At 62.7% G+C, this 22,902-nt stretch carries 19 protein-coding genes; 9 read left to right on the top strand and 10 right to left on the bottom strand.

Annotated features, from left to right (window positions below; all coding sequences use genetic code 11):
- Positions 1 to 11: 11 nt before the first annotated feature.
- Positions 12 to 542, bottom strand: coding sequence for a DUF5943 domain-containing protein (locus tag ACIOAU_RS19390; protein WP_101322482.1), 531 nt, complete (start codon positions 540 to 542; stop codon positions 12 to 14).
- A 75-nt stretch (positions 543 to 617) separates the two neighbouring features.
- Entirely contained in the window at positions 618 to 1,595 is a 978-nt protein-coding gene (locus tag ACIOAU_RS19385; RefSeq protein ID WP_086976918.1) for a dipeptidase, read from the bottom strand.
- A 233-nt stretch (positions 1,596 to 1,828) separates the two neighbouring features.
- Between ACIOAU_RS19385 and ACIOAU_RS19380 the strand changes: the two genes are divergently transcribed.
- Positions 1,829 to 2,230: a lysozyme inhibitor LprI family protein gene (locus ACIOAU_RS19380; RefSeq protein ID WP_371411593.1), complete on the top strand. Its 402-nt coding sequence runs from the start codon at positions 1,829 to 1,831 to the stop codon at positions 2,228 to 2,230.
- 10 nt (positions 2,231 to 2,240) lie between these two features.
- Here the strand turns inward: ACIOAU_RS19380 and ACIOAU_RS19375 are convergent, their stop codons facing one another.
- On the bottom strand, positions 2,241 to 3,188 hold the full coding sequence (locus ACIOAU_RS19375; RefSeq protein WP_086976920.1) for a GlxA family transcriptional regulator: 948 nt from the start codon (positions 3,186 to 3,188) through the stop codon (positions 2,241 to 2,243).
- A gap of 145 nt (positions 3,189 to 3,333) precedes the next feature.
- On the opposite strand from ACIOAU_RS19375, the gene choX reads away from it, so the two are divergent.
- The 5 genes from choX to ACIOAU_RS19350 all read left to right on the top strand — a co-directional run bounded on the left by choX (position 3,334) and on the right by ACIOAU_RS19350 (position 7,226).
- A complete protein-coding gene (gene choX, locus ACIOAU_RS19370; protein ID WP_150570468.1) occupies positions 3,334 to 4,278 on the top strand; it encodes a choline ABC transporter substrate-binding protein in 945 nt (314 codons plus the stop codon).
- An 80-nt stretch (positions 4,279 to 4,358) separates the two neighbouring features.
- Complete coding sequence (locus tag ACIOAU_RS19365; RefSeq protein ID WP_101322485.1) at positions 4,359 to 5,243, top strand: 3-keto-5-aminohexanoate cleavage protein; 885 nt, start codon at positions 4,359 to 4,361, stop codon at positions 5,241 to 5,243.
- An 18-nt stretch (positions 5,244 to 5,261) separates the two neighbouring features.
- A complete protein-coding gene (locus tag ACIOAU_RS19360; RefSeq protein ID WP_401184018.1) occupies positions 5,262 to 6,227 on the top strand; it encodes an L-carnitine dehydrogenase in 966 nt (321 codons plus the stop codon).
- A 10-nt stretch (positions 6,228 to 6,237) separates the two neighbouring features.
- The gene (locus ACIOAU_RS19355) at positions 6,238 to 6,729 is read left to right on the top strand and encodes a thioesterase family protein (protein ID WP_101322487.1); all 492 of its coding nucleotides are present in this window, start codon (positions 6,238 to 6,240) and stop codon (positions 6,727 to 6,729) included.
- Between the two features lie 239 nt (positions 6,730 to 6,968).
- Positions 6,969 to 7,226, top strand: coding sequence for a hypothetical protein (locus ACIOAU_RS19350; RefSeq protein ID WP_101322488.1), 258 nt, complete (start codon positions 6,969 to 6,971; stop codon positions 7,224 to 7,226).
- 6 nt (positions 7,227 to 7,232) lie between these two features.
- Here the strand turns inward: ACIOAU_RS19350 and ACIOAU_RS19345 are convergent, their stop codons facing one another.
- The 7 genes from ACIOAU_RS19345 to ACIOAU_RS19315 form a co-directional block, all read right to left on the bottom strand.
- Entirely contained in the window at positions 7,233 to 8,906 is a 1,674-nt protein-coding gene (locus ACIOAU_RS19345; RefSeq protein WP_401184015.1) for an ABC transporter ATP-binding protein/permease, read from the bottom strand.
- Positions 8,903 to 11,686 (bottom strand): insulinase family protein, encoded by a 2,784-nt coding sequence (locus tag ACIOAU_RS19340; protein WP_401184012.1) that lies wholly within the window; start codon positions 11,684 to 11,686, stop codon positions 8,903 to 8,905. The genes ACIOAU_RS19345 and ACIOAU_RS19340 overlap by 4 nt, the downstream gene beginning before the upstream one ends.
- Positions 11,687 to 11,715: 29 nt before the next feature.
- Positions 11,716 to 14,556: a TonB-dependent receptor plug domain-containing protein gene (locus ACIOAU_RS19335; RefSeq protein ID WP_401184009.1), complete on the bottom strand. Its 2,841-nt coding sequence runs from the start codon at positions 14,554 to 14,556 to the stop codon at positions 11,716 to 11,718.
- Between the two features lie 166 nt (positions 14,557 to 14,722).
- Entirely contained in the window at positions 14,723 to 15,700 is a 978-nt protein-coding gene (locus tag ACIOAU_RS19330; protein WP_401184006.1) for a FecR family protein, read from the bottom strand.
- A gap of 100 nt (positions 15,701 to 15,800) precedes the next feature.
- A complete protein-coding gene (locus tag ACIOAU_RS19325; RefSeq protein WP_150572808.1) occupies positions 15,801 to 16,301 on the bottom strand; it encodes a sigma-70 family RNA polymerase sigma factor in 501 nt (166 codons plus the stop codon).
- 119 nt (positions 16,302 to 16,420) lie between these two features.
- Entirely contained in the window at positions 16,421 to 17,527 is a 1,107-nt protein-coding gene (locus ACIOAU_RS19320) for a GlxA family transcriptional regulator (RefSeq protein ID WP_101322493.1), read from the bottom strand.
- Between the two features lie 460 nt (positions 17,528 to 17,987).
- The gene (locus ACIOAU_RS19315) at positions 17,988 to 19,364 is read right to left on the bottom strand and encodes an L-serine ammonia-lyase (RefSeq protein WP_101322494.1); all 1,377 of its coding nucleotides are present in this window, start codon (positions 19,362 to 19,364) and stop codon (positions 17,988 to 17,990) included.
- A gap of 452 nt (positions 19,365 to 19,816) precedes the next feature.
- On the opposite strand from ACIOAU_RS19315, the gene ACIOAU_RS19310 reads away from it, so the two are divergent.
- From ACIOAU_RS19310 to choV, 3 genes are all read left to right on the top strand, one after another.
- Positions 19,817 to 20,764, top strand: coding sequence for a choline ABC transporter substrate-binding protein (locus ACIOAU_RS19310; RefSeq protein ID WP_101322495.1), 948 nt, complete (start codon positions 19,817 to 19,819; stop codon positions 20,762 to 20,764).
- 81 nt (positions 20,765 to 20,845) lie between these two features.
- A complete protein-coding gene (choW, locus tag ACIOAU_RS19305; protein ID WP_178080849.1) occupies positions 20,846 to 21,694 on the top strand; it encodes a choline ABC transporter permease subunit in 849 nt (282 codons plus the stop codon).
- Positions 21,691 to 22,869 carry a choline ABC transporter ATP-binding protein gene (gene choV, locus ACIOAU_RS19300; RefSeq protein WP_101322497.1) on the top strand — a complete coding sequence of 393 codons (1,179 nt, stop codon included), beginning with the start codon at positions 21,691 to 21,693 and terminating at the stop codon, positions 22,867 to 22,869. The genes choW and choV overlap by 4 nt, the downstream gene beginning before the upstream one ends.
- Positions 22,870 to 22,902: the final 33 nt, after the last annotated feature.

The following is a 22,902-nucleotide window of genomic DNA, read 5'->3' as shown; positions in this document are numbered from 1 at the left end:
CCGGCTCAGGCTTACAACGGCTTTGTAACGAACAGGCCATCTTCGTGGCCCTCTTCCGACCCGCCGTAGACCTGCTCTGCCACTGTGCGCAGCGAGCTGCCACGGGCGGCGAGAATCTGGTCCATGGCGCCGGCAAACCAGCCGGTGAACATGTAGTCGACCTTGCGGCCAACCTTGCCGTACACATAGACGAACGCCGAGTGCTTGAGCCTGACGCTGCAGGTGCCCTTGTCGAGGTCGATGGCTTCAATTTCAAACAGGCCCCAGCCGCGCTGGGACAGGCGCTTCATGTAGTGTTCGAACACCGCCACGCCTTCCAGGCCATGGCATTCGGCTTCTTTTTCACACCAGTGCCAGGCCGACTTGTAGCCGGCCTTGTAGAGGATCTCGGCATAGGCGTCGGCGCCCAGTACTTCTTCGATACCCATGTGGTTGTTGACGAAGAAATGGCGTGGCACATACAGCATCGGCAGCGCGTCGGAAGTCCAGACACCGGTCTCGCTGTCGACTTCGATTGGCAATTGCGGGGCGATCTTGGCCATGGAAACTTAACTCCAGAAATTTTTGAGAGATGGCCCAGACTGTTTTGGCCTGGGCAGAGCGGTTTGGAGTGCGGCTTACTCGCCCCACACATCCTTGAGCACGTTGACCCAGTTCTCGCCCATGATCTTGCGCACCACGCGTTCGCTGTGGCCGCGCTTGAGCAGGGTTTCGGTGAGGTTGGGGAACTCGCCTACAGTGCGGATGCCAAGCGGGTTGATGATCTTGCCGAAGTTGGTCAGACGGCGGGCGTAGCCCTTGTCGTGGGTCAGGTATTCGAAGAACTCCTGGCCGTGACCCTGGGTAAAGTCGGTGCCGATGCCGATGGAATCTTCACCGACGATGTTCATGGTGTATTCGATCGCCTCGGCGTAATCGTCGATGGTCGAATCGATGCCCTTGGCCAGGAACGGCGCAAACATGGTCACGCCAACGAAGCCGCCGTGATCGGCGATGAACTTGAGTTCGGCATCGGACTTGTTGCGCGGGTGTTCTTTCAGGCCCGACGGCAGGCAGTGCGAGTAGCACACCGGTTTTTTCGATTCGAGGATGACTTCTTCGGAGGTTTTCGAGCCGACATGGGACAGGTCGCACATGATCCCGACGCGGTTCATCTCGGCGACGATTTCGCGACCGAAACCAGACAGGCCGCCATCACGCTCGTAGCAACCGGTGCCGACCAGGTTCTGGGTGTTGTAGCACATCTGCACGATGCCGACGCCGAGCTGCTTGAACACATCGACGTAGGCGATCTGGTCCTCGAAGGCGTGGGCGTTCTGGAAGCCGAAGAGGATGCCGGTCTTGCCCAGCTCCTTGGCCTTGCGGATGTCGGCGGTGGTGCGTACCGGCATCACCAGGTCGCTGTTGTCGCGGATCAGCTTCTGGCTGGCGGCGATCTGGTCGACGGTGGCCTTGAACCCTTCCCACACCGACACTGTGCAGTTGGCTGCGGTCAGGCCGCCTTTACGCATGTCCTCGAACAGCTCGCGGTTCCACTTGGCGATGATCAGGCCATCGATGACGATGCTGTCGGCGTGTAATTCGGCTGGGCTCATCAGGCTGTCCCCTTTTTGATATAGGTTGCGCCGAATCAGGTGTCGGCGTTTAGGGCCAGCATATGCCTGCGCGAACGACGAGCCGGATGCAAAAACGACAAGGGCCATACCGAAAGCGTCAAAGCCCTCACCGCGACAGTTGGCTTCATGACAAATGTCGCTCAAGCCTGTTCAAGGGGGCAGCGCTGAGCGAGAATTGCCCGACTTTTTCATGGGAAGTGAACATGCTGCGGATCAATTCATTGATAGGCCTGACTTTATTGTTGAGCGCGCCGTTCGCGTTCGCCGCCGACGATGAGTCCACCCCATGCGACAACGTCGACAGCGATGCCCAGGGCTACGCCTGCGCCGCCTACAACAAGCAGACCGCCGAGCGTGAGTTGCAAGCGGCGTTCGATGACCTGATCCAGCGGATTCGCGACCAGTATCCGGATGAGGGCGACAAGGTGCAGAGCCTGTCCGAGCGTTTCCGCGCTGCGCAGACCCTGTGGACGCAACTGCGCGATGCCGACTGCAAGGTCGAGACCGCCGCTGAAAAACCCGGCAGTAAGGCCTTCGAAGCCGCCTGGAACACCTGCGTAGCGCAGCGCAGCGATGATCGCTCCGAATACCTGCAGTCGATCGGCCAGCAATGATCCGCCGCCTTCATGACGCCGCACTGGTGTGGCGGTCGGCCCGCGGGCAGCGCTCGAAGCGCGCCCGGTAACAGCGGGTAAAGTATGACGCCGAGTCAAAGCCGCAGGCGATGCTGACCTGCAGCACGCTCATGTCGGTCTGGCGTAGCAACTGGCGCGCCTTGTCCAGCCGCAGGCGCAGATAGAAGCCGCTCGGCGTGTCGTTCAGGTGCAGCCGGAACAACCGCTCCAACTGGCGCCGGGTGACCTGGATCAGGTCGGCCAGCACCTGGGTATGCAACGGCTCCTCGGTATTGCGCTCCATCTCGCCGATCACCTTGACCAGCTTCTTGTTGCTCAGCCCGTAGCGCGCGGCAATCTGCATGCGCTGGTGATCCTGGCGTGGGCGGATGCGGCCGAGCACGAACTGCTCCGAGACCTGTACCGCCAACTCGCTGCCATGGGCCTGGGCGATCAGATCGAGCATCAGGTCGATCGAGGCCGTACCACCGGCACAGGTGATCCGCCGCCGGTCGATCTCGAACAACTCCTGCGTGGCCTGTAAGCGTGGGTAGCGCTCCTTGAACGCTTCCAGCGCTTCCCAGTGCAAAGTCGCCCGGTAGCCTTCGAGCAGGCCGGCTTCAGCCAGCAGCATCGCGCCGGTATCGATCCCGCCGAGGATCACTCCTTCATGCTCGAGCCGGCGCAGTGCCTGCTGCAAACCCAGGCTGTAGTGCGCCAGCGGGTCAAAGCCGGCCACCACCAAAAGCATCTGCGGCGCCGCCTCCCCCGCCAATGCAGCATCGGCATTGACCGACATGCCATTGCTCGCCTGCACCGCGCCGCCGTCCAGGCTGAGCACGCGCCAGCGATATAACGTCCCGCGAAAGCGGTTGGCCACCCGCAACGGCTCCAGGGCACTGATAAAGCCCATCGCGGAAAAACCCGGCAACAGCAGAAAGTGAATGGTAACGGCCATCGAGGGCTCCCGCACAAGGTAGTCGCCAGGGTGCAAATGTTGGTCGCCAGCGTGCGACTTTTGCCTGGGCTTGCCGGGTAGCTTAGTCACACGGCCCGCAGAGGTCGCCCACCATAACAACATGCACTGCCGATGGAGAGCCACCATGCACAGCTTGATCCGCCGCAGCCTGTTACCCCTTGTGTTGAGTACCAGCTTTGCCCTGCCAGCATTTGCTGGCGAACCTGCGGTGTGCCAGAAGGTTCGCCTCGGCGTGGTCAACTGGACCGACGTCATCGCCACCAGCGCGATGGCTCAGGTATTGCTCGATGGCCTGGGTTACCAGACCAAACAGACCAGTGCCTCGCAACAGATCATCTTTGCCGGCATCCGCGACAAGCGCCTGGACATGTTCCTCGGTTACTGGAACCCGATCATGAACCAGACCATCACCCCGTTCGTCGAGGCCAAGCAGGTCAAGGTGCTCGCTGAGCCGAGCCTGAACGATGCCCGCGCTACCCTGGCGGTGCCCAAGTACCTGGCCGATCAGGGCCTGCAAAGCTTTGCCGACATCCACAAGTTCGAGAAGCAGCTGGGCGGCAAGATCTACGGCATAGAGCCCGGCTCAGGTGCCAATACCCAGATCAAGGCAATGATCGCCAAGAACCAGTTCGGCCTGGGCAAGTTCCAGCTGGTCGAGTCCAGCGAGGCCGGCATGCTCGCGGCGGTTGACCGCGCGGTACGGCGCAAGGAAGCGGTGGTGTTCTTCGGTTGGACCCCACACCCGATGAACGTCAACATCGACATGGTCTACCTGGGCGCCAGTGAAGACGCCCTCGGCCCCGACGAAGGCCGCGCCACAGTGTGGACGGTGACCGCGCCTGACTATGCCGAGCGCTGCCCCAACGCCAGCCGGCTGCTGGCCAACCTGACCTTCAGCGCCGAGACCGAGAGCCGCATGATGCAGCCGCTGCTCGATCACAAGGACGCGCTGGAATCAGCCCGCAAGTGGCTGCAGGAGCACCCCGAAGACAAAGCCCGCTGGCTTGAAGGGGTGACCACCTTCGACGGCAAGCCGGCTGCCGACAACCTCAAGCTCAGCGCCAACTGATTCGGCTTTTCCGCCCACTGACCGGTTCAACCGGTCGGTGCGGGAGCCCTGCACCCGTATTTAGACCAGGAACCCCCAGCATGAACCACGACGTCATCATTACCTGCGCCCTCACCGGCGCTGGCGACACGGTCGCCAAGAGCCACCTGGTGCCGATAACCCCGGCGCAGATCGCCGCCGCCGCGGTCGAGGCCGCCAAGGCCGGCGCCACGGTCGTCCACTGCCATGTCCGCGACCCGCAGACCGGCCGTTTCAGCCGCGATGTCGAGCTGTACCGCGAAGTCATGCAGCGCATCCGCGAGGCCGACGTCGACATCATCGTCAACCTCACCGCCGGCATGGGTGGCGACCTGGAAATCGGCCCGGGCGAGTCGCCGATGGACTTCGGCCCCGGCACCGACCTGATCGGCCCGCTGGAGCGGCTGGCGCACATCGAGGCGCTGCTGCCGGAAATCTGCACGCTGGACTGTGGCACGCTCAACTTTGGCGACGGCAACGCCATCTATGTGTCGACTCCGGCGCAACTGCGCGCGGGCGCCAAACGGATCACCGAGCTGGGGGTCAAGGCCGAGCTGGAAATCTTCGACACCGGCCACCTGTGGTTCGCCAAGCAGATGATCAAGGAAGGCCTGCTCGATGACCCGCTGTTCCAGCTGTGCCTGGGCATCCCCTGGGGCGCGCCAGCCGACACCGGCACCATGAAGGCAATGGTCGACAACCTGCCGCAGGGTGCGACCTGGGCTGGCTTCGGCATTGGCCGCATGCAGATGCCGATGGCCGCGCAAGCCGTGCTGCTCGGCGGCAACGTGCGGGTCGGTCTGGAAGACAACCTGTACCTGGACAAAGGCGTGCTGGCCAGCAACGGCCAGCTGGTCGAGCGTGCCGTGGAGATCCTCAGCCGGCTCGGTGCACGCGTGCTCACGCCGGCTGAAGGTCGGGCAAAAATGAACCTCAAGCGCCGGTAATTCCCTCAGGAGTCAAACATGCCTTTCATTACCGATATCAAGACTTTTGCCGCGCTTGGCAGTGGCGTCATCGGCAGCGGCTGGGTCGCCCGCGCCCTCGCCCACGGCCTTGATGTAATCGCCTGGGACCCAGCCCCCGGTGCCGAACAAGCCCTGCGCCAACGGGTTGCCAATGCCTGGCCCGCGCTTGAGAAGCAAGGCCTTGCCGCAGGTGCCACGCAACAGCGGCTGCGCTTTGTCGACAGCATCGAAGACTGCGTGCGCAACGCCGACTTCATCCAGGAAAGCGCACCCGAGCGACTGGAGCTCAAGCTCGATCTGCATGCGCGCATCAGCGCTGCCGCCAAGCCCGCTGCAATCATCGCCTCGAGCACCTCAGGGCTGCTGCCGAGTGAATTCTACGAGTCGGCCAGCCACCCGGAACGCTGCGTGGTCGGCCACCCGTTCAACCCGGTCTATCTGCTGCCGCTGGTCGAAATCGTTGGCGGCCGCAATACCGCTGCCGAGGCCATCGAAGCCGCCAAGGTCATCTACACCGCGCTCGGCATGCGCCCGCTGCACGTGCGCAAGGAAGTCCCCGGTTTTATCGCCGACCGCCTGCTTGAAGCGCTCTGGCGCGAGGCCTTGCACCTGGTCAACGACGGCGTCGCCACCACCGGCGAGATCGACGATGCGATCCGCTTTGGCGCCGGCCTGCGCTGGTCGTTCATGGGCACCTTCCTCACCTACACCCTGGCGGGTGGCGACGCTGGCATGCGCCACTTCATGGCCCAGTTCGGCCCGGCGCTGAAGCTGCCCTGGACCTACCTACCCGCGCCGGAGCTCAGCGAACAGTTGATCGAAGACGTGGTTGCCGGCACCTCGGAGCAACTCGGCGAGCGCAGTATCGCGGCCCTTGAACGCTACCGTGACGACACCCTGCTGGCCGTGCTGGAAGCGGTGAAAACCAGCAAAGCCCAGCACGGCATGAGCTTTGCGGACTGAGGAGCAGACGATGCCTGCACAGATTACCTACCGCACCCCAGTCCAGGCGGACTGGGTCGACTACAACGGCCACCTGCGCGATGCCTATTACCTGTTGATCTTCAGCTACGCCACCGATGCGCTGATGGAGCAGATCGGCCTGGACGCCGACGCGCGTGGGCACAGCGGCCATTCGCTGTTTACCCTCGAGGCGCATATCAACTACCTGCACGAGGTCAAACTGGGCAGCGAGGTGTGGGTGCAAACCCACATCCTCGGCTTTGACAGCAAACGCCTGCACCTTTACCACAGCCTGCACCGGGCAGACCTCGAACAGGCACTGGCGGCCAGCGAGCAGATGCTGTTGCACGTGGACCTGGCCGGGCCCAGTGCGGCGCCGTTCAGCGACTACAGCCGGTCGCAACTGCAGGCCATGGTTGCGGCTCAAGCGCCATTGCCAGCAGACACATGGATCGGTCGTACCTTGCAGCTACCGGGCAAAAAAAACCCCGACAAGCCGTGAGCTGTCGGGGCGGGAGAGTGAGCGATATTCACTGTGACGAGTCAGGGTGACCAAACCCCACGTTGCGGTGAATGACCCCAGTGTGCGGGCCCATTGGTTGATCGAGTTAGCCATGAGCGACCTGTTCATAGCCAAAGCAGCCATGTCGGCATTCTGTTGTTGCGGGCATGTCGCGGTCGTCACAGAATCGGTCGTAAATCACAGCAGCACTCTCTTGGCGATAAGAAGGGACAACAACCATGATGCATGCGGATTTGATTGATCAGGACGACCTGCTGGGGCAAATGCGCGCTCGCGGCTTTGATATTCCCGCCGGCGCCAGCGCCGAGCAAGCCTGCGAAGTGGTCGTGCGCGGGCTGACCGAACCCAACGCACGTGCACTCAAGGGCATGGTCGAGCAGATGTACACCGGCAGCGCGACGATCCTCCCGGCAGTGCGCCAGGCCATCGAAAAACAGCTGCTGCCGGCGTTGGCGCAGTTCAACAAGCGCGCCTGATTCGGCTCATGCGGGCTGGGGCTGGGGCTGGGGCTCCAGCTCCAGCGTGCGCTCGAACAATTCGCCGAGGCCGACCTGGTGGGTCACGCCTACCACGGTACACTGCGGCAACTCGCGACGGAGCATGCGCAACAGGCCATAGGCGGCGTTGAAGTCGAGCTGGCTGGTGGCTTCGTCCAGGTACAGCGTGTCGGGTTGGTACAGCAACGCCCGCGCCAGGCTCAGGCGCTGTTGTTCACCGCCACTGAGCACCCGCTCCCACTCTGCTTCGTCACCCAGGCGGCTGACCAGCTCGCTCAAACCGACCTTGACCAGTGCGTCGATCAACAGCACATCGTCGAAACGCTGCAACTGCGGATACGCCAGCAGTTCATCCAGGCGCATCTGCGGCAGATACGGCTTTTGCGGCAGCAGCAGGCTGCGCCCAGGCGGCAACTGCCAATTACCCCGGCAGTACGGCCACAAGCCTTGCAGGGTGCGCAGCAGGGTCGACTTGCCCAATCCGCTGCGACCGGCCAGGCGCAGCCACTGGCCCTGGCCCACCCGCAGATCGAGATTGCTCAGCAGCGCACTGCCATCTGGCCGGCACAGGGTCAGCCCTTGCGCGCACAGGCAACTGCCCTGCGGCGCGCTGACTACCTGCTGCCGGCTGGCTTCGATGGCCCGCTCGAACTGATCCAGCCGCTCCAGCGCCGCGCTCCAGCGCACCAGCTTGTTGTACAGCTTGATGAACCAGCTCAACGAATCGTGCACGGCGCTGAACGCGCTGCGGATCTGCATCAAACCACCCAGGGTGATGGCTTTGCTCATGAACGCCGGCATGGCCGCGAACACCGGAATGATCAGACTCAAGCGCTGGTAGGCGACGGTAAACAAGCTCAGGTCGCGCTCACGGCCGATCAACTGCCGCCAGTTGCTCGCAATCGCCTGAAAACGCCGGGCCAGTTGCTCGCGCTCGACCCCTTCGCCGCGGTACAGGGCGATCTGCTCGGCATGGTCGCGCTTGCGCAGCAGGCTCGCGCGAAAGTCCGCCTCACGGTGCTCGCGTTCGTAGTTCAGTGCGTGCAGCGGCTTACCGATCAGGTGCGTAAGGACACTGCCGGTCAGGGTATAGATGACCACGATCCACAGCAGATAGCCGTGCACGGTAACGGTCGCGCCGAACAGGCTGAAGGTCTGCACCCCGGACAGGTTCCACAGGATCAGCGCAAAGGCGCCAACCTGGGCCAGGTTGATCACCAGTGACGCCACCAATTCGATGCTAAGCCCCACCATCAGGTCGACGTCCTGGGCGATACGTTGGTCAGGGTTGTCCGGCTCGCCGCTCAGGCCCAGCCGATAGAAAGCGTGATCAGCCAGCCAGGCATCGGTCAGGCGCGCAGTCATGGCCTGGCGCCAGCGCAGTTCAAGACGTTTGCGGATGTAATCGAGGCCGACGATGATCAGTACGTAAGCGCCCAGGTAGAGCGCGTACTGGCCCACCAGCCCATACAAGGCAGCGGTATCGAACGCCGCCAGGGTGTCGTAGAAAGTCTTGCTCCAGCTGTTGATCAGCACGTTGATCTGCACCACCAGCAAGCCCAGGCCGATCACTGCCGCCAGCATCAACCAGCCCTGCCACTGGCCGCGATCATGCCAAAAGGGCCGGCTCAGACGAACGAATCTGCGCAGCGTATTCACAGCGCCTGCTCCAGCGCAGTCACCGACGGCAGCAAGCGCAATTGCACCTGATTATCCTGCGGGAACAACAGCCGCGCCTGCTGCTGCAGGGCCGGCAAGCTTAGCGCCGCCGGCAACTGCGCCTGGGTGCGCAGGTAGCGTGGGTCTTGCCAGTGACGTTCGCTGAGGATCAAGCGCTTGAACTGAGTCTGCGGGTCGTCGCGGCGCTTGGCTTCCTGGCGGGACAGTTCGCTTCGTTGCACGGCGACCCACTGTGCATCCACATCCAGTTCGGCCAGGGTCTGCTGCGCCAGCGCCCACAGCTCATCGACCCGGGCCGGGTCGCAGGTGAAGTTCAAGCGGCTCTCGATGCGCTGGGTCTGTGGGTTCAGTTCGCTGTCGAACTGCAAGCGGTAGATCCCCGAGGCCTCCCCGCGCAGGCGCTGCTTGAGGCGCTGGTTGGCCAGATCGCGCAGCGTGGCCACGCGCATGGCCGCTTCAGGGCTCCAGGCCTGCGGCTGATAACTGCTGGCCTCGAGCACGGCCCTGGGCTCCAGCGCGATGGCCAGGTCATGCCGACGCTGGCCGGGTTGCTGCATAACCGGCTTGCTCGGCAAGGCGGACGTGCGCGGCACGCTGGCAAGCTGCTCGCGCACCAGCGGCTCCAGTTGGGCAGGATCAATGGCGGCCATCAGGTAGTAGGTGACAGGCGCACCCGCCAAGCGCTGCCAATCAGCACGCAGTTGCTCGCTGGTCAACGCTTGCAGCGTGGCAGGCGTTGGCGACTGCCACACATCGGCGCCGAACTTGAGCCGACGCTGCTGGCTGTCCTGCTGGCTGCGCACATCATCCGGGCGGCTGTTGCTGCGAGCCAGCAGATCCGCGCGTGCCTCGCTGAACAGCGCCGGGTCGATGTTCGCCTGCTGGCTCAGGCGATAGCTCTGAAACAGGCTTGGCAGCTGCTCGGGCGCTGCGTTGAGGTTCATCTGCAGGCGCTGCGGTGAGTGCTCCAGGCTGATGGTGGCGCGCTGCTGTTTGCGCCACTCGGTCAACGCCTGGCTTGCGCCTGCCTGCGGGGCACTGGCCAGCGCCAGTTGCGCCGCCATCTGCAAGCGCCAGGCCGGCGCACCGTCGATGTTGTAGCCCGCCGATGATTCCGCTTGCAGCAACCACTTGCCGTCCGGGCCGTTGCGGCGCAGCCAGACCAGCCGATCACCGTTGCTCAACTGCCAGTGCTCGACCTGCTCTTGAGCAAAAGCCTTGCGCGCAACGATGGTGCCGGCCGGGCCGGGTGCAGGCAGCTCGAAGCGAGGCGTTGCAGCGACCTTGGGCGCTTCGCTGACGGGTGCCGACAGGCGTGTCTGGGCAATGCTTGCCTGCAGCGCTTCGACTTGCGCGACCGTCGGCAGGCGCACCAGGCTGGCCTCTGGCGCGCTGATCTGCAGCACCCGGTCACGGCTGGCGAGCCAGCGCTGCAGGCGCTGCTCAAGGTCGCTGCGATCGATCTGCTCAAGCACTTCGAGATAACGCCCGGCGGTGGCCTGACGATCGGTCACCCGCCCTTCAGGGGCAGTAGCGTTGCTCAGTTGCTCGACCCACTGTTCGAAGCTGCGCGGTTTGGTATTGGCCACCGTCTTCTCACCGAGGCCGCGAATATGCGCCTGCTCGCGTTGGAAATCGGCCTCGCTGAACCCATGCTGGCGCAGCCGCTCGATCTCGCTGAGCAACTGGCGTAGCGCCTGATCGTGGGCCTGGCCCTCGACACTGGCGGCGATCCCCAGCACGGTCGACTGCCTGCCAATCAGGGTCTTCTGCGCAATCAGGCTACGCACGCCCGGTTGCAGCGGTTGGCGGCGCAGGCTGTCGAGCAGGACGGCCAGGGTCATGCGGTCGATCAGCCGCTCACGCAAGGCATTGCGGCTGCTGCCGCGGCTGTCCGGCTCATGCAGGCGCAGCAGCAGCGAGACTTGATTGCTGCCCGACTGCGGGTCGTGCAGGTGGAAGACCTTGAGGCTGTTGTCCAGCGGCAGGTCGCGATAGGCCCGCGCCGGGCTGCCAGTGCCAGCGGCCTTGCCGAAGGCCTGCACGATCTGCGCCAACATCGCCGCCGGTTCAAAGTCACCGACCGCCGAGATGACCATGTTGCCAGGCTGGTACCACTTCGCCTGGTACGCCTGCAGGCTGCCCAGGCTGGCACTGCGGATCGCCGCTTCATTGCCGATGGTGCGGTGTTCGGGGTAGCGCGAGCCGACCCGCTGCGACGCCGTGCGCTGCTGGTTCATGCGCTGGGCCACGCCAAGGCCGCCGCGCCATTCTTCGATGACGATCGGCCGCTCGCGCTCAAGGTCCGCCGCCGTGTAGTCAGCCGCAAAAACCATGTCTGCAAGTACCTGCAAGGCCTGCGGCGTCTGCTTCACGCCAGCCGGCGGGCTGAGCATGTACTGGGTGCGTTCATAGTTGGTCATGGCATTGAAGTGCCTGCCCTGCACCCAGCCCAGCTCGGTCATGCGCTCGCGCACGTTGCTGTTCTGCCCGGCGCGGCTGTGGAACAGCAAGTGCTCGACCATGTGCGCGACGCCAACCTGGTCTTCAGCTTCGTCGATGGAGCCGGCGTTCACCGCCAGGCGCAAATCGAGCCGGCCGGGCTGGCTGGTCTCGCGCACCAGCCGGTATTGCAGGCCGTTGGCCAGGGTGCCCTGGCTGACTGCCGTGTCCCACGGCAGCGGTCTATCGGCGTCAGGCAGCGCTGCGCAGGCGCCGAGCAGCAGCGGGCCAAGCAGGCCGGCAATGAGCTTTTTCATCAAGGTGTCCACGGTTTTTTATAGGAGGATCAGAAGCGGTAGCCGACTTCCAGCCAGTACTGGCGGCCGACTTCGTAGCTGACCAGGCTGACCGACTCGCGGCTGGCGATCTTGTTGACCCGGTCAGTGACGTTGGTCACGTCGACATTGACGAACATCGCCTGGTCCTTGCCGGTCGGGATCTCCCAGGCCACACGCATGTCCCAGGTTGGCGCGCCGGGGGTGGCTACGGTTTCGTAACGCTTGAGCACCTCACCGTTGACCTCGGCATCCGGGCTGACCCCAACTACCTGGTCGTACGGGCCGCGGTAGCGGAAGAAGTTGCTTACCGACAGGTTCCACTGAGGGATGTCGGTGATGGTGGTCAGGCGCCCGGTCCACGGCCGATTGAAGTCGCTGGCCGGTAGTTCGTGGTAAGCGATGCGCTTGCCGTCGAGCACCACGTCTTCGTTGTCCAGCTGGTCGCCGTCCAGGCCTGCTTCGTAGGTGGCGCCATAAGCATTTTTGGAACGCGACCAGTCCAGTGCCAATTGCACACTGGTGCTGGTGCCATGGAAACGCAGCGGCTGCATCGGCGTGACCGTCAGGCTGAGGTTTTCACTCTTGCTGCTGCCAGCATTGAGGTAGGTGTAGTAATCCTTGCTGTAGCCTTCGGGGATGTCCTTGGCGTCGAGGTAGTAATACGGACGAGTCCGGTAGATCTGCCCCTTGCCGGTACGGTTGACGTACTTGAGCTGGAATTCTGTGTTGAACCAGCGTTGATTGAGACCCAGCATCCACTCATCGTCGTAGGGGATGTCCATCGTCGAGAACTTGCTCAGGTTCGGGTTGCGGCTGGCCAGGGTCCAGTCGTCAGACTGGGCAGTGCGGGTATAACGATTGGTAAAACCCTGGCGCCCATCGGCAAGTCGGTACTTGAAAAGGTTGCGACCGTAGTAACGGTTGGCGCCGAACACCAGCACTGTGCTGCGATCACCGAAGAAGTCGTAGTCGCCGGCAAAGCGCGGCGCCAGGCTTTTCTTCTCCATGTAGTCGTCACCCTCATAGCGCAGGCCCGGGCGCAGGGTAAGGTTGCCGTAGCCGATTTCATCCTGAATGAACAAAGCGTATTTCTTCTGCGCCATGTCGATTTTGCCGGCACCGTAGTTCATCATCGCCGAGCCCCATTGGCGATTCTGACCAGTAAGCAGCAACCCGTTGGAGCACCATGGGTCGCTGCCGCCGCAGGCACCGTTGTCGCGTTTGAGGGTGGTGATAGACAACGCCGAGTCTTCCCGCTCCCAAGTGGCTTGCTGGTAGCCAAGTTCAAGGCCTGTGGTCAGGCTGTGGGTACTGCTGCCCAGGTTGAAGGTCTGCCAGTCGGCCTTGAGCTTGTAGTCGAGGCTGCGCTGGGTCTGGTAGATATCACCAAAACCACCCTCCGAGCTGCGCGCATTGTTCAGGCCCGGGTTACCCCAGTCCTTGCTATCGGACCAGTACCACTTGATCTCCTGATCGCGATCAGACTCGCGCGACGCATACAGATCGCTCATGGCCAGTTGCTGAGTCCAGCGCGCGTTGTCGCCCTCATAGATGGCCTTGAACGAGCCCTGCCAGCCGCCATTGATATTGGTGTAGCCGGAGTCCCGGTAGTCTTCCCGGTAGTAGGTGTTTTCCTGTGGCGCGTAGACGATCGAGGTGTCCAGGGTCAGGCGGTCGTTGACCGTCCAGTAGGTCTTGAGCAGGAAGTTGTCGAGCTGGCGGGTCTGCTCCTGGTCGTTGTCGCTGGTGGGGCTGCTGTAGCCGTTGGCGTAGCCGCGCAGGGGCAGGTACGAGCGCTTCTGCGAGAAGTTCAGCAACGCGCCGAAGTTGTCGGTGAGGTGGCCCTCGAGGGTGCCGCGCAATGTCGTCTTGGTGAACTCCGGCTGGTTTTTCTCGTTCGACGAGGTCTCGAAGTTCTCTTTGTTTTCCCGGGTGATGTGGTAGCTGGTCCACTCCGAACGGGTCATGGCGTAGGAAATCTTGCCGTGCAGATCCTGGCTCGGGCGGCGGGTGATGGCATCGACCACACCGCCATTGAAGCCGCCAAACTCGACCGGCACGTTGCTGTCGTAGACCTTCACTTCTTCGAGCAGGTCGGCGTCCAGCGCGATGCCGTGGGAGCGGCTCGGCGCCGAGTCGAACTGGCGGGTTTCGTTGTAACCGTGGGCACCGGGGTCGAGGTCATTGTTGATCGAGATGCCATCGATCATGAAGTTGTTCTGATAGAACCTGGCGCCGTTGATGCTGATGTCGGCCGGGTCGATTTCGCCGGGCGTGTTCGAGCTTTTCTGGTCGGTGCTGAACTGCACGTTGGGGTGCATCTGCAGCAGCGTAGTGATGTCGCCATTGGCCCCGGGGAATGCTTTGATCGCCTTGCGGTCGATGACCGTGGCGCCCATGTAGCTGTTTTCTTCGGTATCGCCCAAAACCACCGTGTTATGCAGCTCCAGCGCGCCGTCGGCGGCGCTTTGCAGGCGACGAAAGACCAGCGCGCCGTACTCGTAGTCCCAGGCCAGGCCGCTGCCCTGGAGCAAGCGCGACAGGGCGATTTCGCTGCTGAACTGGCCGCTGATGGCGCTCGATTGCAGGCCGTCGAGCAGGTCTGGGTCGACCGTCACCTGCAGGTTGCTCTGCTGGCCGAAGTTGATCAGCGCGATAGCGAGGTTCTGCGCGGGGATGTCGAACATGTGCACCTGGCTCAACAGCGTGCGCTCGGCGGCCTCTTCGGCATGCGCTGGCAGCGCGCCAAACAAGCAGCACAACCCAAGCATGCCGCTGCCTGCGACGTTCTTCAGGCGCAACGACCAACCCCGCGCTGGGCGCGACCTACGGCTTGTTACTACAGTCATCCCACGTCCCCGCCCCGAACACAGTCCGGGTAGCAAATAGAATACGAATCGATCTCAGTTATTGCGCGCGGGGTAGAAGACGGGGTGGTTCGCGGATTTTTCAGAAAATTTTGAAATATTTTTTCTGGGAGCAGCTTCAGGGCTGTCGCTCAGCCCCGAACAGGTCTCAAGGCCGGCTGACAACAAGCAACCAGGGGCCAAAATTTTCGACCTTGCCACCATGTGGCCGCAACACGGCGTTCAGCGCCGCCTGGGGTTTGCGCAGGTCATACACACCGGTCACGCGTTTGCTGCCCAGGCTCTGGTCGCGTAACAGCACCTTGCCTGGCAGGTAACGCTCAAGCTCGTCGATCAGCTCGGCTATCGAGACGTCATCGGCAATCAACTGCCCCTTGCGCCAGGCAGCCGCCTGCGACGGCTGGAAAGTGCGGACCTGGACCAACCCGTCGATATAGCGCAGGCGCTCCCCGGCCGTCAGCGCGCTGGACAACACCCGCGCCTGGCTGGCATCAGCGACGCGCACCGAGCCGTGCTCGACCTCGACGTCCACCTGCTGCGGGCGCAGCTCAACATTGAAAGCAGTGCCGGTAACCGTCACCTGCACAGCGTCGGCGCGGACATGAAACGGCCTGGTAGCGTCCGGGGTGACTTTGAAGAAGGCCTGCCCGGCGAGCAGACGCACATCGCGTTGAGTGCCGGCGTACTGGACGGCGATGGCGCTGTCGCTGTCCATCTGCACCACACTGCCATCTGCCAGGGTAATGTCGCGGGTCTCGCCCTGGCCGGTGCGGTAGTCGGCCTGCATGCGCAAGCTGAGCGAAGGCGCCAGCGCCACCAGCAAGCAGGCAGCTACAGCCGCGCCGAGCCAGCGCCGCCGGCGCCGCGTTGGCCGAGCCGCTGGCGGCAGCGAAACGGGATTGCTGGTTACCGGCAGCGGCCACTGGGCAGCGCTGGTCGGCGTCAGTTGAGCGGTCAGGCGCCAGACCCGCTCGGCCTTGCCATAGGCCTCGGCATTGGCCACATCGCTGGCGCACCACTGCGCAAGCTCAGCCCGCAGCTGAATGTCGTCGGGCGCCTGCTGCACACGCAGGAGCCAGTCCAGCGCCTGGTCACGACGGCTGGAAGCGGGGTCTGCTGACGTCATGTGCGGCCAGTCTCCTGTGGATTAGCGGGCGCGAAGGGTCGCATAGAGTCGGCCCGTTGAGCAAAAGACGCGGCAGCACGTGGTTTTTTCACAGATGCTTTCAAAGATCGCCCTCTAGCCGCTCCAGACAATGGCGCAGGCCATCGTGTACCAGCTGATGGACGAGGCTGACCGAGACGTTCAGGTGGTTGGCCACCTGCTGCAAGGTGAAGCCGCCGAGGCGATGCATCTCGAACGCCAGACGCGTGCGCTCGGGCAGCTCTTCCAGCGCGCGGCTGATGGCTGCCAACTCATTCTGCTGGCTGACGGATTGCTCCGGGGAGGCGCCACTCGAGGGTATATCGGCGAGCAGCTCATCGCCGCCGGGCTGGGCCTTTTCGGTGGCATTGCGGCGGGTTTGATCGAGCGCCAGGTTGCGCACGATGCGGTACAGGTAACTGGCTGGATGGCGGATGTCGGCGCTGTCGTCCTGGCGGCTGAAACGCAACCAGGCTTCCTGCACAACATCCTCGGCGCGGGCGCGGCAACCCACGATCGGCGCGGCGTAATCAAGCAACGCCGCCCGGTGGCTCAGGTACAGCTGCAGTTTGTCGTCCGCCACGGGGTGGTATGCCAGCAATGCTCGGGGCGGCGATGTTACCTGTAGTCGAGAATCATTATCAACCGATTCACGCTACCTAGCCCCGCCTTCGCGGCAAATCCGCGAAGGCCTGCTGAGAGTTACAGCCTTACGCTGGCAAACGTCGACTCGTTGCGCGCCTGGCTCAGTGCAGCCAACGGCCCACTGTGCGGCGACAGGGTCATGGCCTGCGGAATTGGCATCATTGCCACCTGCTGGGTGGTGTTGGAGCCGACGCGCTCATCGCGCGGCGGAATGCCGAAGTACTCGCGGTAGCACTTGGAGAAATGCGGCGTGGAAACGAAACCGCACACCGAAGCCACTTCGATGATCGACATCGGCGTCTGCTTGAGCAACTGGCGGGCGCGGATCAGGCGCAGCTTGAGGTAGTAACGCGACGGCGAGCAATGCAGGTACTTCTGGAACAGGCGCTCGAGCTGACGACGCGAGACGGCGACATAGACTGCCAGCTCGTCGAGATCGATCGGTTCTTCGAGGTTGGCTTCCATCAGCGCGACGATCTCTTGCAGCTTCGGCTGGTTGGTGCCGAGCATGTGCTTGAGCGGCACGCGCTGGTGGTCCTGTTCGTTGCGGATGCGCTCGTAGACAAACATCTCGGAGATGGCTGCCGACAGTTCACGGCCGTGATCACGGCTGATCAGGTGCAGCATCATGTCCAGCGGCGCGGTGCCACCGGAGCTGGTGAAGCGGTTGCGGTCGAGGGTGAACAGGCGGGTGCTCATGTTGGCCCGCGGGAACGCCTCCTGCATCGACGCCAGGCACTCCCAGTGCACGCTGCAATCAAAGCCGTCGAGCAGGCCGGCACAGGCCAGGGCCCAGCTGCCGGTGCACACCGCACCGAGGCGACGCGACTGACGCGCTTGCGCCTGCAGCCAGGTGACGTGCTCGCGGGTAACCGTGCGCTGAATGCCGACACCGCCGCAGACAATCACCGTATCGATCTGCGGCGCGGCGTGCATGGAGGCATCCGGGGTGATCTGCAGGCCGTCGCTGGCCCACACCTGGCCGCCATCGACGGTCAGGGTATGCCAGCGATACAGCTCGCGACCCGACAGTTGGTTGGCCATGCGCAGCGGCTCTACCGCCGACGCCAGAGATATCAGGGTGAAGTTGTCCAGGAGAAGAAATCCGATGGACTGGGGTGCGCTGCGGTTCTGGGTTTGGGTCCCGGAAGTGTACGACGTCATCGCGATTTCTCCTCACTCAAATACAGGGGTGCCTCAGGCGGGCACTGGTTCTTGTCATGGCCCCAGTTCGTCTGCGGGGGCTCTGTTAATAGCACTACCGATTACAACGCAATTGGCATGCCTAAATTGAATGGCCCGCCAACAAAGTCCAAAAACGACCTTGCGCACCAGCGGCCATGGGCTTCTGCTACCGCGATAGTTCTAGCCGCAAGCCCCGCCGTAGGGCTTTTCGTTATCGCCAGTGAGCATTTAAGTAGCAGTGCTGGGAAACATGTCTCTAAACGACATGTAACCCTGTCACCGCTCCAGTATCAGCCTGTTAAACAACTTGTTTGAAAATACAGATGACCGGCGCACCAAAAAGAGGCGCAGTGGTCATTAATGGCAATTTCGAGTTGTGCGAGGTGCACATTCGGCTGCAAAAAAGGGCCGCATGCGGCCCTTGGGAATCAACGCTGAATCAGCATTCGATGACGCTGACGGCAAGACCTCCGCGGGAGGTCTCCTTGTACTTGTCGTGCATGTCGGCGCCGGTATCGCGCATGGTGCGGATTACCTGATCGAGCGAGATGAAGTGCTCGCCATCACCGCGCAAGGCCATCTGCACTGCGTTGATTGCCTTCACTGCGGCAATTGCATTGCGCTCGATGCACGGCACCTGAACCAACCCGCCGACCGGGTCGCAGGTCAGGCCGAGATTGTGCTCCAGAGCAATTTCGGCGGCGTTTTCCAGTTGCGCCGGAGTTGCCCCAAGCACTTGAGCCAGGCCGGCGGCGGCCATCGCGCAGGCGGAGCCGACTTCACCCTGGCAGCCCACTTCGGCGCCCGAGATCGAGGCGTTCTTCTTGCACAGAATGCCTACCGCAGCTGCAGCCAGGAGGAAGTCAACGACGTGGCTTTCATCGACCACGTCGGAGAAGCGCATGAAGTAATGCAGCACCGCCGGGATGATCCCGGCAGCGCCATTGGTAGGCGCGGTGACCATGCGCCCGCCGGCGGCGTTTTCTTCGTTGACCGCCAGGGCGAACAGGTTGACCCACTCCATTGCACTGAGGGTCGAGCCGATCACGTTGGGCTTGCCCAGCTCTTGCAGGCTGCGGTGCAGCTTGGCTGCCCGGCGACGCACATTGAGCCCACCAGGCAGGATCCCTTCATGCTTCAAGCCGTTGTTGACGCAGTCCTGCATGGCGCTCCAGAGCTTGATCAGGCCGGCGCGAATCTCTGCCTCGCTGCGCCAGACCTTCTCGTTGGCCAGCATCAATTGCGACACGCTGAGGTCGTTTTGCTTGCACAACCGGAGCAACTCGGCAGCGCTGTTGAAATCGTACGGCAGCTCGGTCTGATCTGCATCGAGCACACCGCTGGCAGCCTGCTTGGCGTCGACCACAAAGCCGCCGCCAACCGAGTAATAAGTGTCCTGGTGCAGCTCGCCGTGCGCGCCCTCGGCCTTCAAGGTCATGGCGTTGGGGTGGTACGGCAGGTTCTCGTCGAGCAGCAGCATGTCGCGCGCCCAGACAAATTCGACCGGCAGGCGGTTGTCCAGCAACAGGGTATTGGTTTCGCGCAGATCGGCAATACGCGGGACGATCTGGCTTGGGTCAATGGCGTCTGGCCATTCGCCCATCAGGCCCATGATGGTGGCGTGATCGGTGCCATGGCCGATGCCGGTGGCCGACAGCGAGCCATACAGGCGCACCTCGATACGCGTCACTTGTTCAAGCTCGCCGCGCTCACGCAAACCCTCGACGAACAGCGCTGCGGCGCGCATTGGGCCGACAGTGTGCGAGCTGGAAGGCCCTACACCAATCTTGAACAGGTCGAACACGCTGATGGCCATGGTCGGAACACCTCTTGCTGGGCTTGTCTGGCCGCGCCATGTGGCGCGTCTGGCAACTGCTAGGCTGAACCTGCGAGCTGCCGCTATTACCCGCATCATCAGCCTTTTGCGCCGCCACTCGCCGTCTGCAACCGACGTACTTTTGTCAGGCCGCGCCGCGATGTACTGGCGCTGCTACGCCACTGTTCAAGCCGTTTTCGGCTGGGCAAATGCCGCAAAGAGGGGGTGCAGGGGGTGGAAAAATCCATATGCGACATTGCCCGTACTGGATACGACCCATCCTGTACTGGATGCGACTCAGGCAGTAGGCGATTGCCCGGCGCTGGAGGATTATCGAAAGCGACTCGTATTGCACGGCCACGCAACCTGCCCTCTGCAGGCCTGGTCGACCGGACCCTGAGAAGCCCCGGCGACCCACGCGAACCCGAAGAAAAAACTACAGGAGTCCACCTATGAAAGGTTCACCCTCGCTGTTGCTGGTTGCGATGCTCACGGCACCGTTGCTGGCTCAGGCTGCAGAGCCGGAACAGTGTCAGACGGTACGTTTTTCCGATGTCGGCTGGACCGACATCACGGTAACCACGGCGGTTACCAGTGCGGTGCTCGAAGCGCTGGGTTACAAGACCCACACCACCATGATCTCGGTCCCGGTAACCTACAAGTCGCTGGCCGCAGGCAAGGATCTGGATGTATTCCTCGGCAACTGGATGCCGACCATGGAAAACGACATCAAACAGTACCGCGACGCCGGTACCGTCGAGACCGTACGCGCCAACCTGGAAAACGCCAAGTACACCCTGGCAGTGCCACAGGCGCTGTATGACAAGGGCCTGAAAGACTTCGCCGACATTGCCAAATTCAAAGACGAACTGGGCGGCAAGATTTACGGCATCGAGCCTGGCAACGATGGCAACCGCACCATCCAGAGCATGATCGACAAGGATGCCTTCGGCCTCAAGACGGCCGGTTTCAAGATCGTCCAGTCCAGTGAAGCAGGCATGCTGTCGCAGGTCGATCGCTCGCAGAAGCGCGGTGAAGCGGTGGTGTTCCTCGGCTGGGAACCGCACCCAATGAACAAGCGCTTCAAGATGCAGTACCTGACCGGCGGCGACGACTTCTTCGGCCCTGATTTTGGCAAGGCCACCGTGCTGACCAACACCCGCAAGGGCTACACCCAGGAGTGCAGCAACGTTGGCCAGTTGCTGAAGAACCTGTCGTTCTCGCTCAACATGGAAAGCGAGCTGATGGGCAATGTGCTCGACGACAAGATGAAGCCTGATGCCGCGGCCAAGGCGTGGCTGAAAAACAACCCACAAGTGCTCGATACCTGGCTCGCCGGAGTCACCACCGTAGATGGCAAACCAGGGCTGGAGGCAGCCAAGGCCAAGTTGGCGCAATAACCAACACACAACCGGCACTCTCTCGGGGCAGGACCGTGCCTGCCCCGGACTGATTCCAATCTATGCAGGTGGAAGCTCGCTATCATGCTTATTGATCAGAAAATACCTCTGGGGCAGTACATCGCGTCGTTCGTCGAATGGCTGACTCAGAACGGCGCAGATTATTTCGATGCCATCGCTCAAGGCCTGGAGTTCATGATTCACGGGGTGACCAGCGCCCTGACCTGGTTCAACCCACTGGTGCTGATCGCACTGTTTGCCGCGCTGGCGCACTTGATCCAGCGCAAATGGTCGCTGACGGCCTTTGTCGCACTGTCGTTTCTGCTGATTCTCAACCTGGGCTACTGGCAGGAAACCATGGAGACCCTCGCCCAGGTCACCTTCGCCACGGTGGTATGCGTTGCCATCGGCGTGCCGGTGGGCATTCTTGCCGCGCACAAACCGATGTTCTACACCGGCCTGCGCCCGGTACTCGACCTGATGCAGACGGTACCCACCTTCGTCTACCTGATCCCAACCCTGACCCTGTTCGGCCTGGGCGTAGTGCCGGGGCTGATCTCTACCGTGGTGTTTGCGATTGCCGCGCCGATTCGCCTGACCTACCTGGGCATCTGCGACGTACCGCAAGAGCTGCTCGATGCCGGCAAGGCCTTTGGCTGCTCGCGCCGGCAACTGCTGACGCGCATCGAACTGCCGCACGCAATGCCGAGCATTGCCGCTGGCGTCACCCAATGCATCATGCTGTCGCTGTCGATGGTGGTGATCGCCGCCCTGGTCGGCGCTGACGGCCTGGGCAAACCTGTGGTCAACGCACTGAACACCGCTGATATCTCCCTGGGCTTCGAAGCAGGCCTGGCGATCGTGCTGCTGGCAATCATGCTCGACCGTATCTGCAAGCAACCTGAAGCTACGGCAAGGAGTGAGGCATGAGCATCATTCGATTCGAAGACGTCGACGTCATCTTCACCAACAAGCCGCGCGAGGCGTTGTCGCTGCTCGACCAGGGCCAGACCCGCGAGCAGATTCTCAAGCAGACCGGCCTGGTGGTCGGCGTCGAAAAGGCCAACCTGGACATCCAGAAAGGCGAAATCTGCGTGCTGATGGGCTTGTCCGGTTCGGGCAAGTCGAGCCTGCTGCGCTGCATCAACGGCCTTAACACGGTCAGCCGCGGCAAGCTGTTTGTCGAGCACGAAGGCAAGCACATCGACATCGCCCACTGCACCCCGGCCGAACTGAAGATGATGCGCACCAAGCGCATCGCCATGGTGTTCCAGAAGTTCGCCCTGATGCCGTGGCTGACGGTGCGGGAAAACATCAGTTTTGGCCTGGAGATGCAAGGCAGGCCCGAGAAGGACCGGCGCAAGCTGGTGGACGAGAAGCTCGAGCTGGTTGGCCTGACCCAGTGGCGCAACAAAAAACCTGATGAGCTCTCCGGCGGTATGCAACAGCGTGTCGGCCTGGCCCGCGCCCTGGCCATGGATGCCGACATTCTGCTGATGGACGAACCGTTCTCGGCCCTCGACCCGCTGATCCGCCAAGGCCTGCAGGACGAGCTGCTGGCGCTGCAGAGCAAGCTGAACAAGACCATCGTGTTCGTCAGCCACGACCTCGACGAGGCGCTCAAGCTGGGCAGCCGCATCGCGATCATGAAAGACGGCCGGATCATCCAGTACAGCAAGCCCGAAGAAATCGTGCTGAACCCAGCCGATGAATACGTGCGCACCTTCGTTGCCCACACCAACCCACTCAACGTGCTGTGCGGACGCAGCCTGATGCGCACCCTGGACAAGTGCAAGCGCGTCAATGGCTCCGTGTGTCTGGACCCGAGTGGCGACTCCTGGCTCGACCTGGGCGAAGGCAACTCGTTGACCCGCGCACGCCAGGGCCAGAACGGCATGGACATGCAGAACTGGGCGCCGGGGCAGGATGTGGCGTTGCTCGACCGTCGCCCGACCGTGGTGCACGCCGATATCGGCATGCGCGAAGCGCTGCAGATTCGCTATCAGACCGGCAACAAGCTGGTGTTGCAGGATAACGACAAGGTGGTCGGGATTCTTGGCGATACCGAGCTGTATCACGCGTTGCTCGGCAAAAATCACGGTTGACTGCTATTGGGGCTGCTTCGCAGCCCTTCGCGG

Origin of the sequence: Pseudomonas sp. NPDC088322 (assembly GCF_044740745.1) — a bacterium.
Lineage (GTDB): Bacteria > Pseudomonadota > Gammaproteobacteria > Pseudomonadales > Pseudomonadaceae > Aquipseudomonas > Aquipseudomonas shirazensis.
The sequence above is the reverse complement of the archived record's forward strand: the minus strand, read 5'-3'. Positions and strand labels throughout refer to the sequence as shown.

What these genes read in the sequence shown, in the direction of transcription:
- ACIOAU_RS19335 (WP_401184009.1), bottom strand. Translation starts at nt 14,556, where the DNA reads ATGACTGTAGTAACAAGCCGTAGGTCGCGCCCAGCGCGGGGTTGGTCG.
- ACIOAU_RS19375 (WP_086976920.1), bottom strand. Translation starts at nt 3,188, where the DNA reads ATGGCCGTTACCATTCACTTTCTGCTGTTGCCGGGTTTTTCCGCGATG.
- ACIOAU_RS19330 (WP_401184006.1), bottom strand. Translation starts at nt 15,700, where the DNA reads ATGACGTCAGCAGACCCCGCTTCCAGCCGTCGTGACCAGGCGCTGGAC.
- ACIOAU_RS19360 (WP_401184018.1), top strand. Translation starts at nt 5,262, where the DNA reads ATGCCTTTCATTACCGATATCAAGACTTTTGCCGCGCTTGGCAGTGGC.
- ACIOAU_RS19355 (WP_101322487.1), top strand. Translation starts at nt 6,238, where the DNA reads ATGCCTGCACAGATTACCTACCGCACCCCAGTCCAGGCGGACTGGGTC.
- choV (WP_101322497.1), top strand. Translation starts at nt 21,691, where the DNA reads ATGAGCATCATTCGATTCGAAGACGTCGACGTCATCTTCACCAACAAG.
- ACIOAU_RS19320 (WP_101322493.1), bottom strand. Translation starts at nt 17,527, where the DNA reads ATGACGTCGTACACTTCCGGGACCCAAACCCAGAACCGCAGCGCACCC.
- ACIOAU_RS19350 (WP_101322488.1), top strand. Translation starts at nt 6,969, where the DNA reads ATGATGCATGCGGATTTGATTGATCAGGACGACCTGCTGGGGCAAATG.
- choX (WP_150570468.1), top strand. Translation starts at nt 3,334, where the DNA reads ATGCACAGCTTGATCCGCCGCAGCCTGTTACCCCTTGTGTTGAGTACC.
- ACIOAU_RS19365 (WP_101322485.1), top strand. Translation starts at nt 4,359, where the DNA reads ATGAACCACGACGTCATCATTACCTGCGCCCTCACCGGCGCTGGCGAC.
- ACIOAU_RS19390 (WP_101322482.1), bottom strand. Translation starts at nt 542, where the DNA reads ATGGCCAAGATCGCCCCGCAATTGCCAATCGAAGTCGACAGCGAGACC.
- ACIOAU_RS19315 (WP_101322494.1), bottom strand. Translation starts at nt 19,364, where the DNA reads ATGGCCATCAGCGTGTTCGACCTGTTCAAGATTGGTGTAGGGCCTTCC.
- ACIOAU_RS19385 (WP_086976918.1), bottom strand. Translation starts at nt 1,595, where the DNA reads ATGAGCCCAGCCGAATTACACGCCGACAGCATCGTCATCGATGGCCTG.
- ACIOAU_RS19310 (WP_101322495.1), top strand. Translation starts at nt 19,817, where the DNA reads ATGAAAGGTTCACCCTCGCTGTTGCTGGTTGCGATGCTCACGGCACCG.
- ACIOAU_RS19340 (WP_401184012.1), bottom strand. Translation starts at nt 11,686, where the DNA reads ATGAAAAAGCTCATTGCCGGCCTGCTTGGCCCGCTGCTGCTCGGCGCC.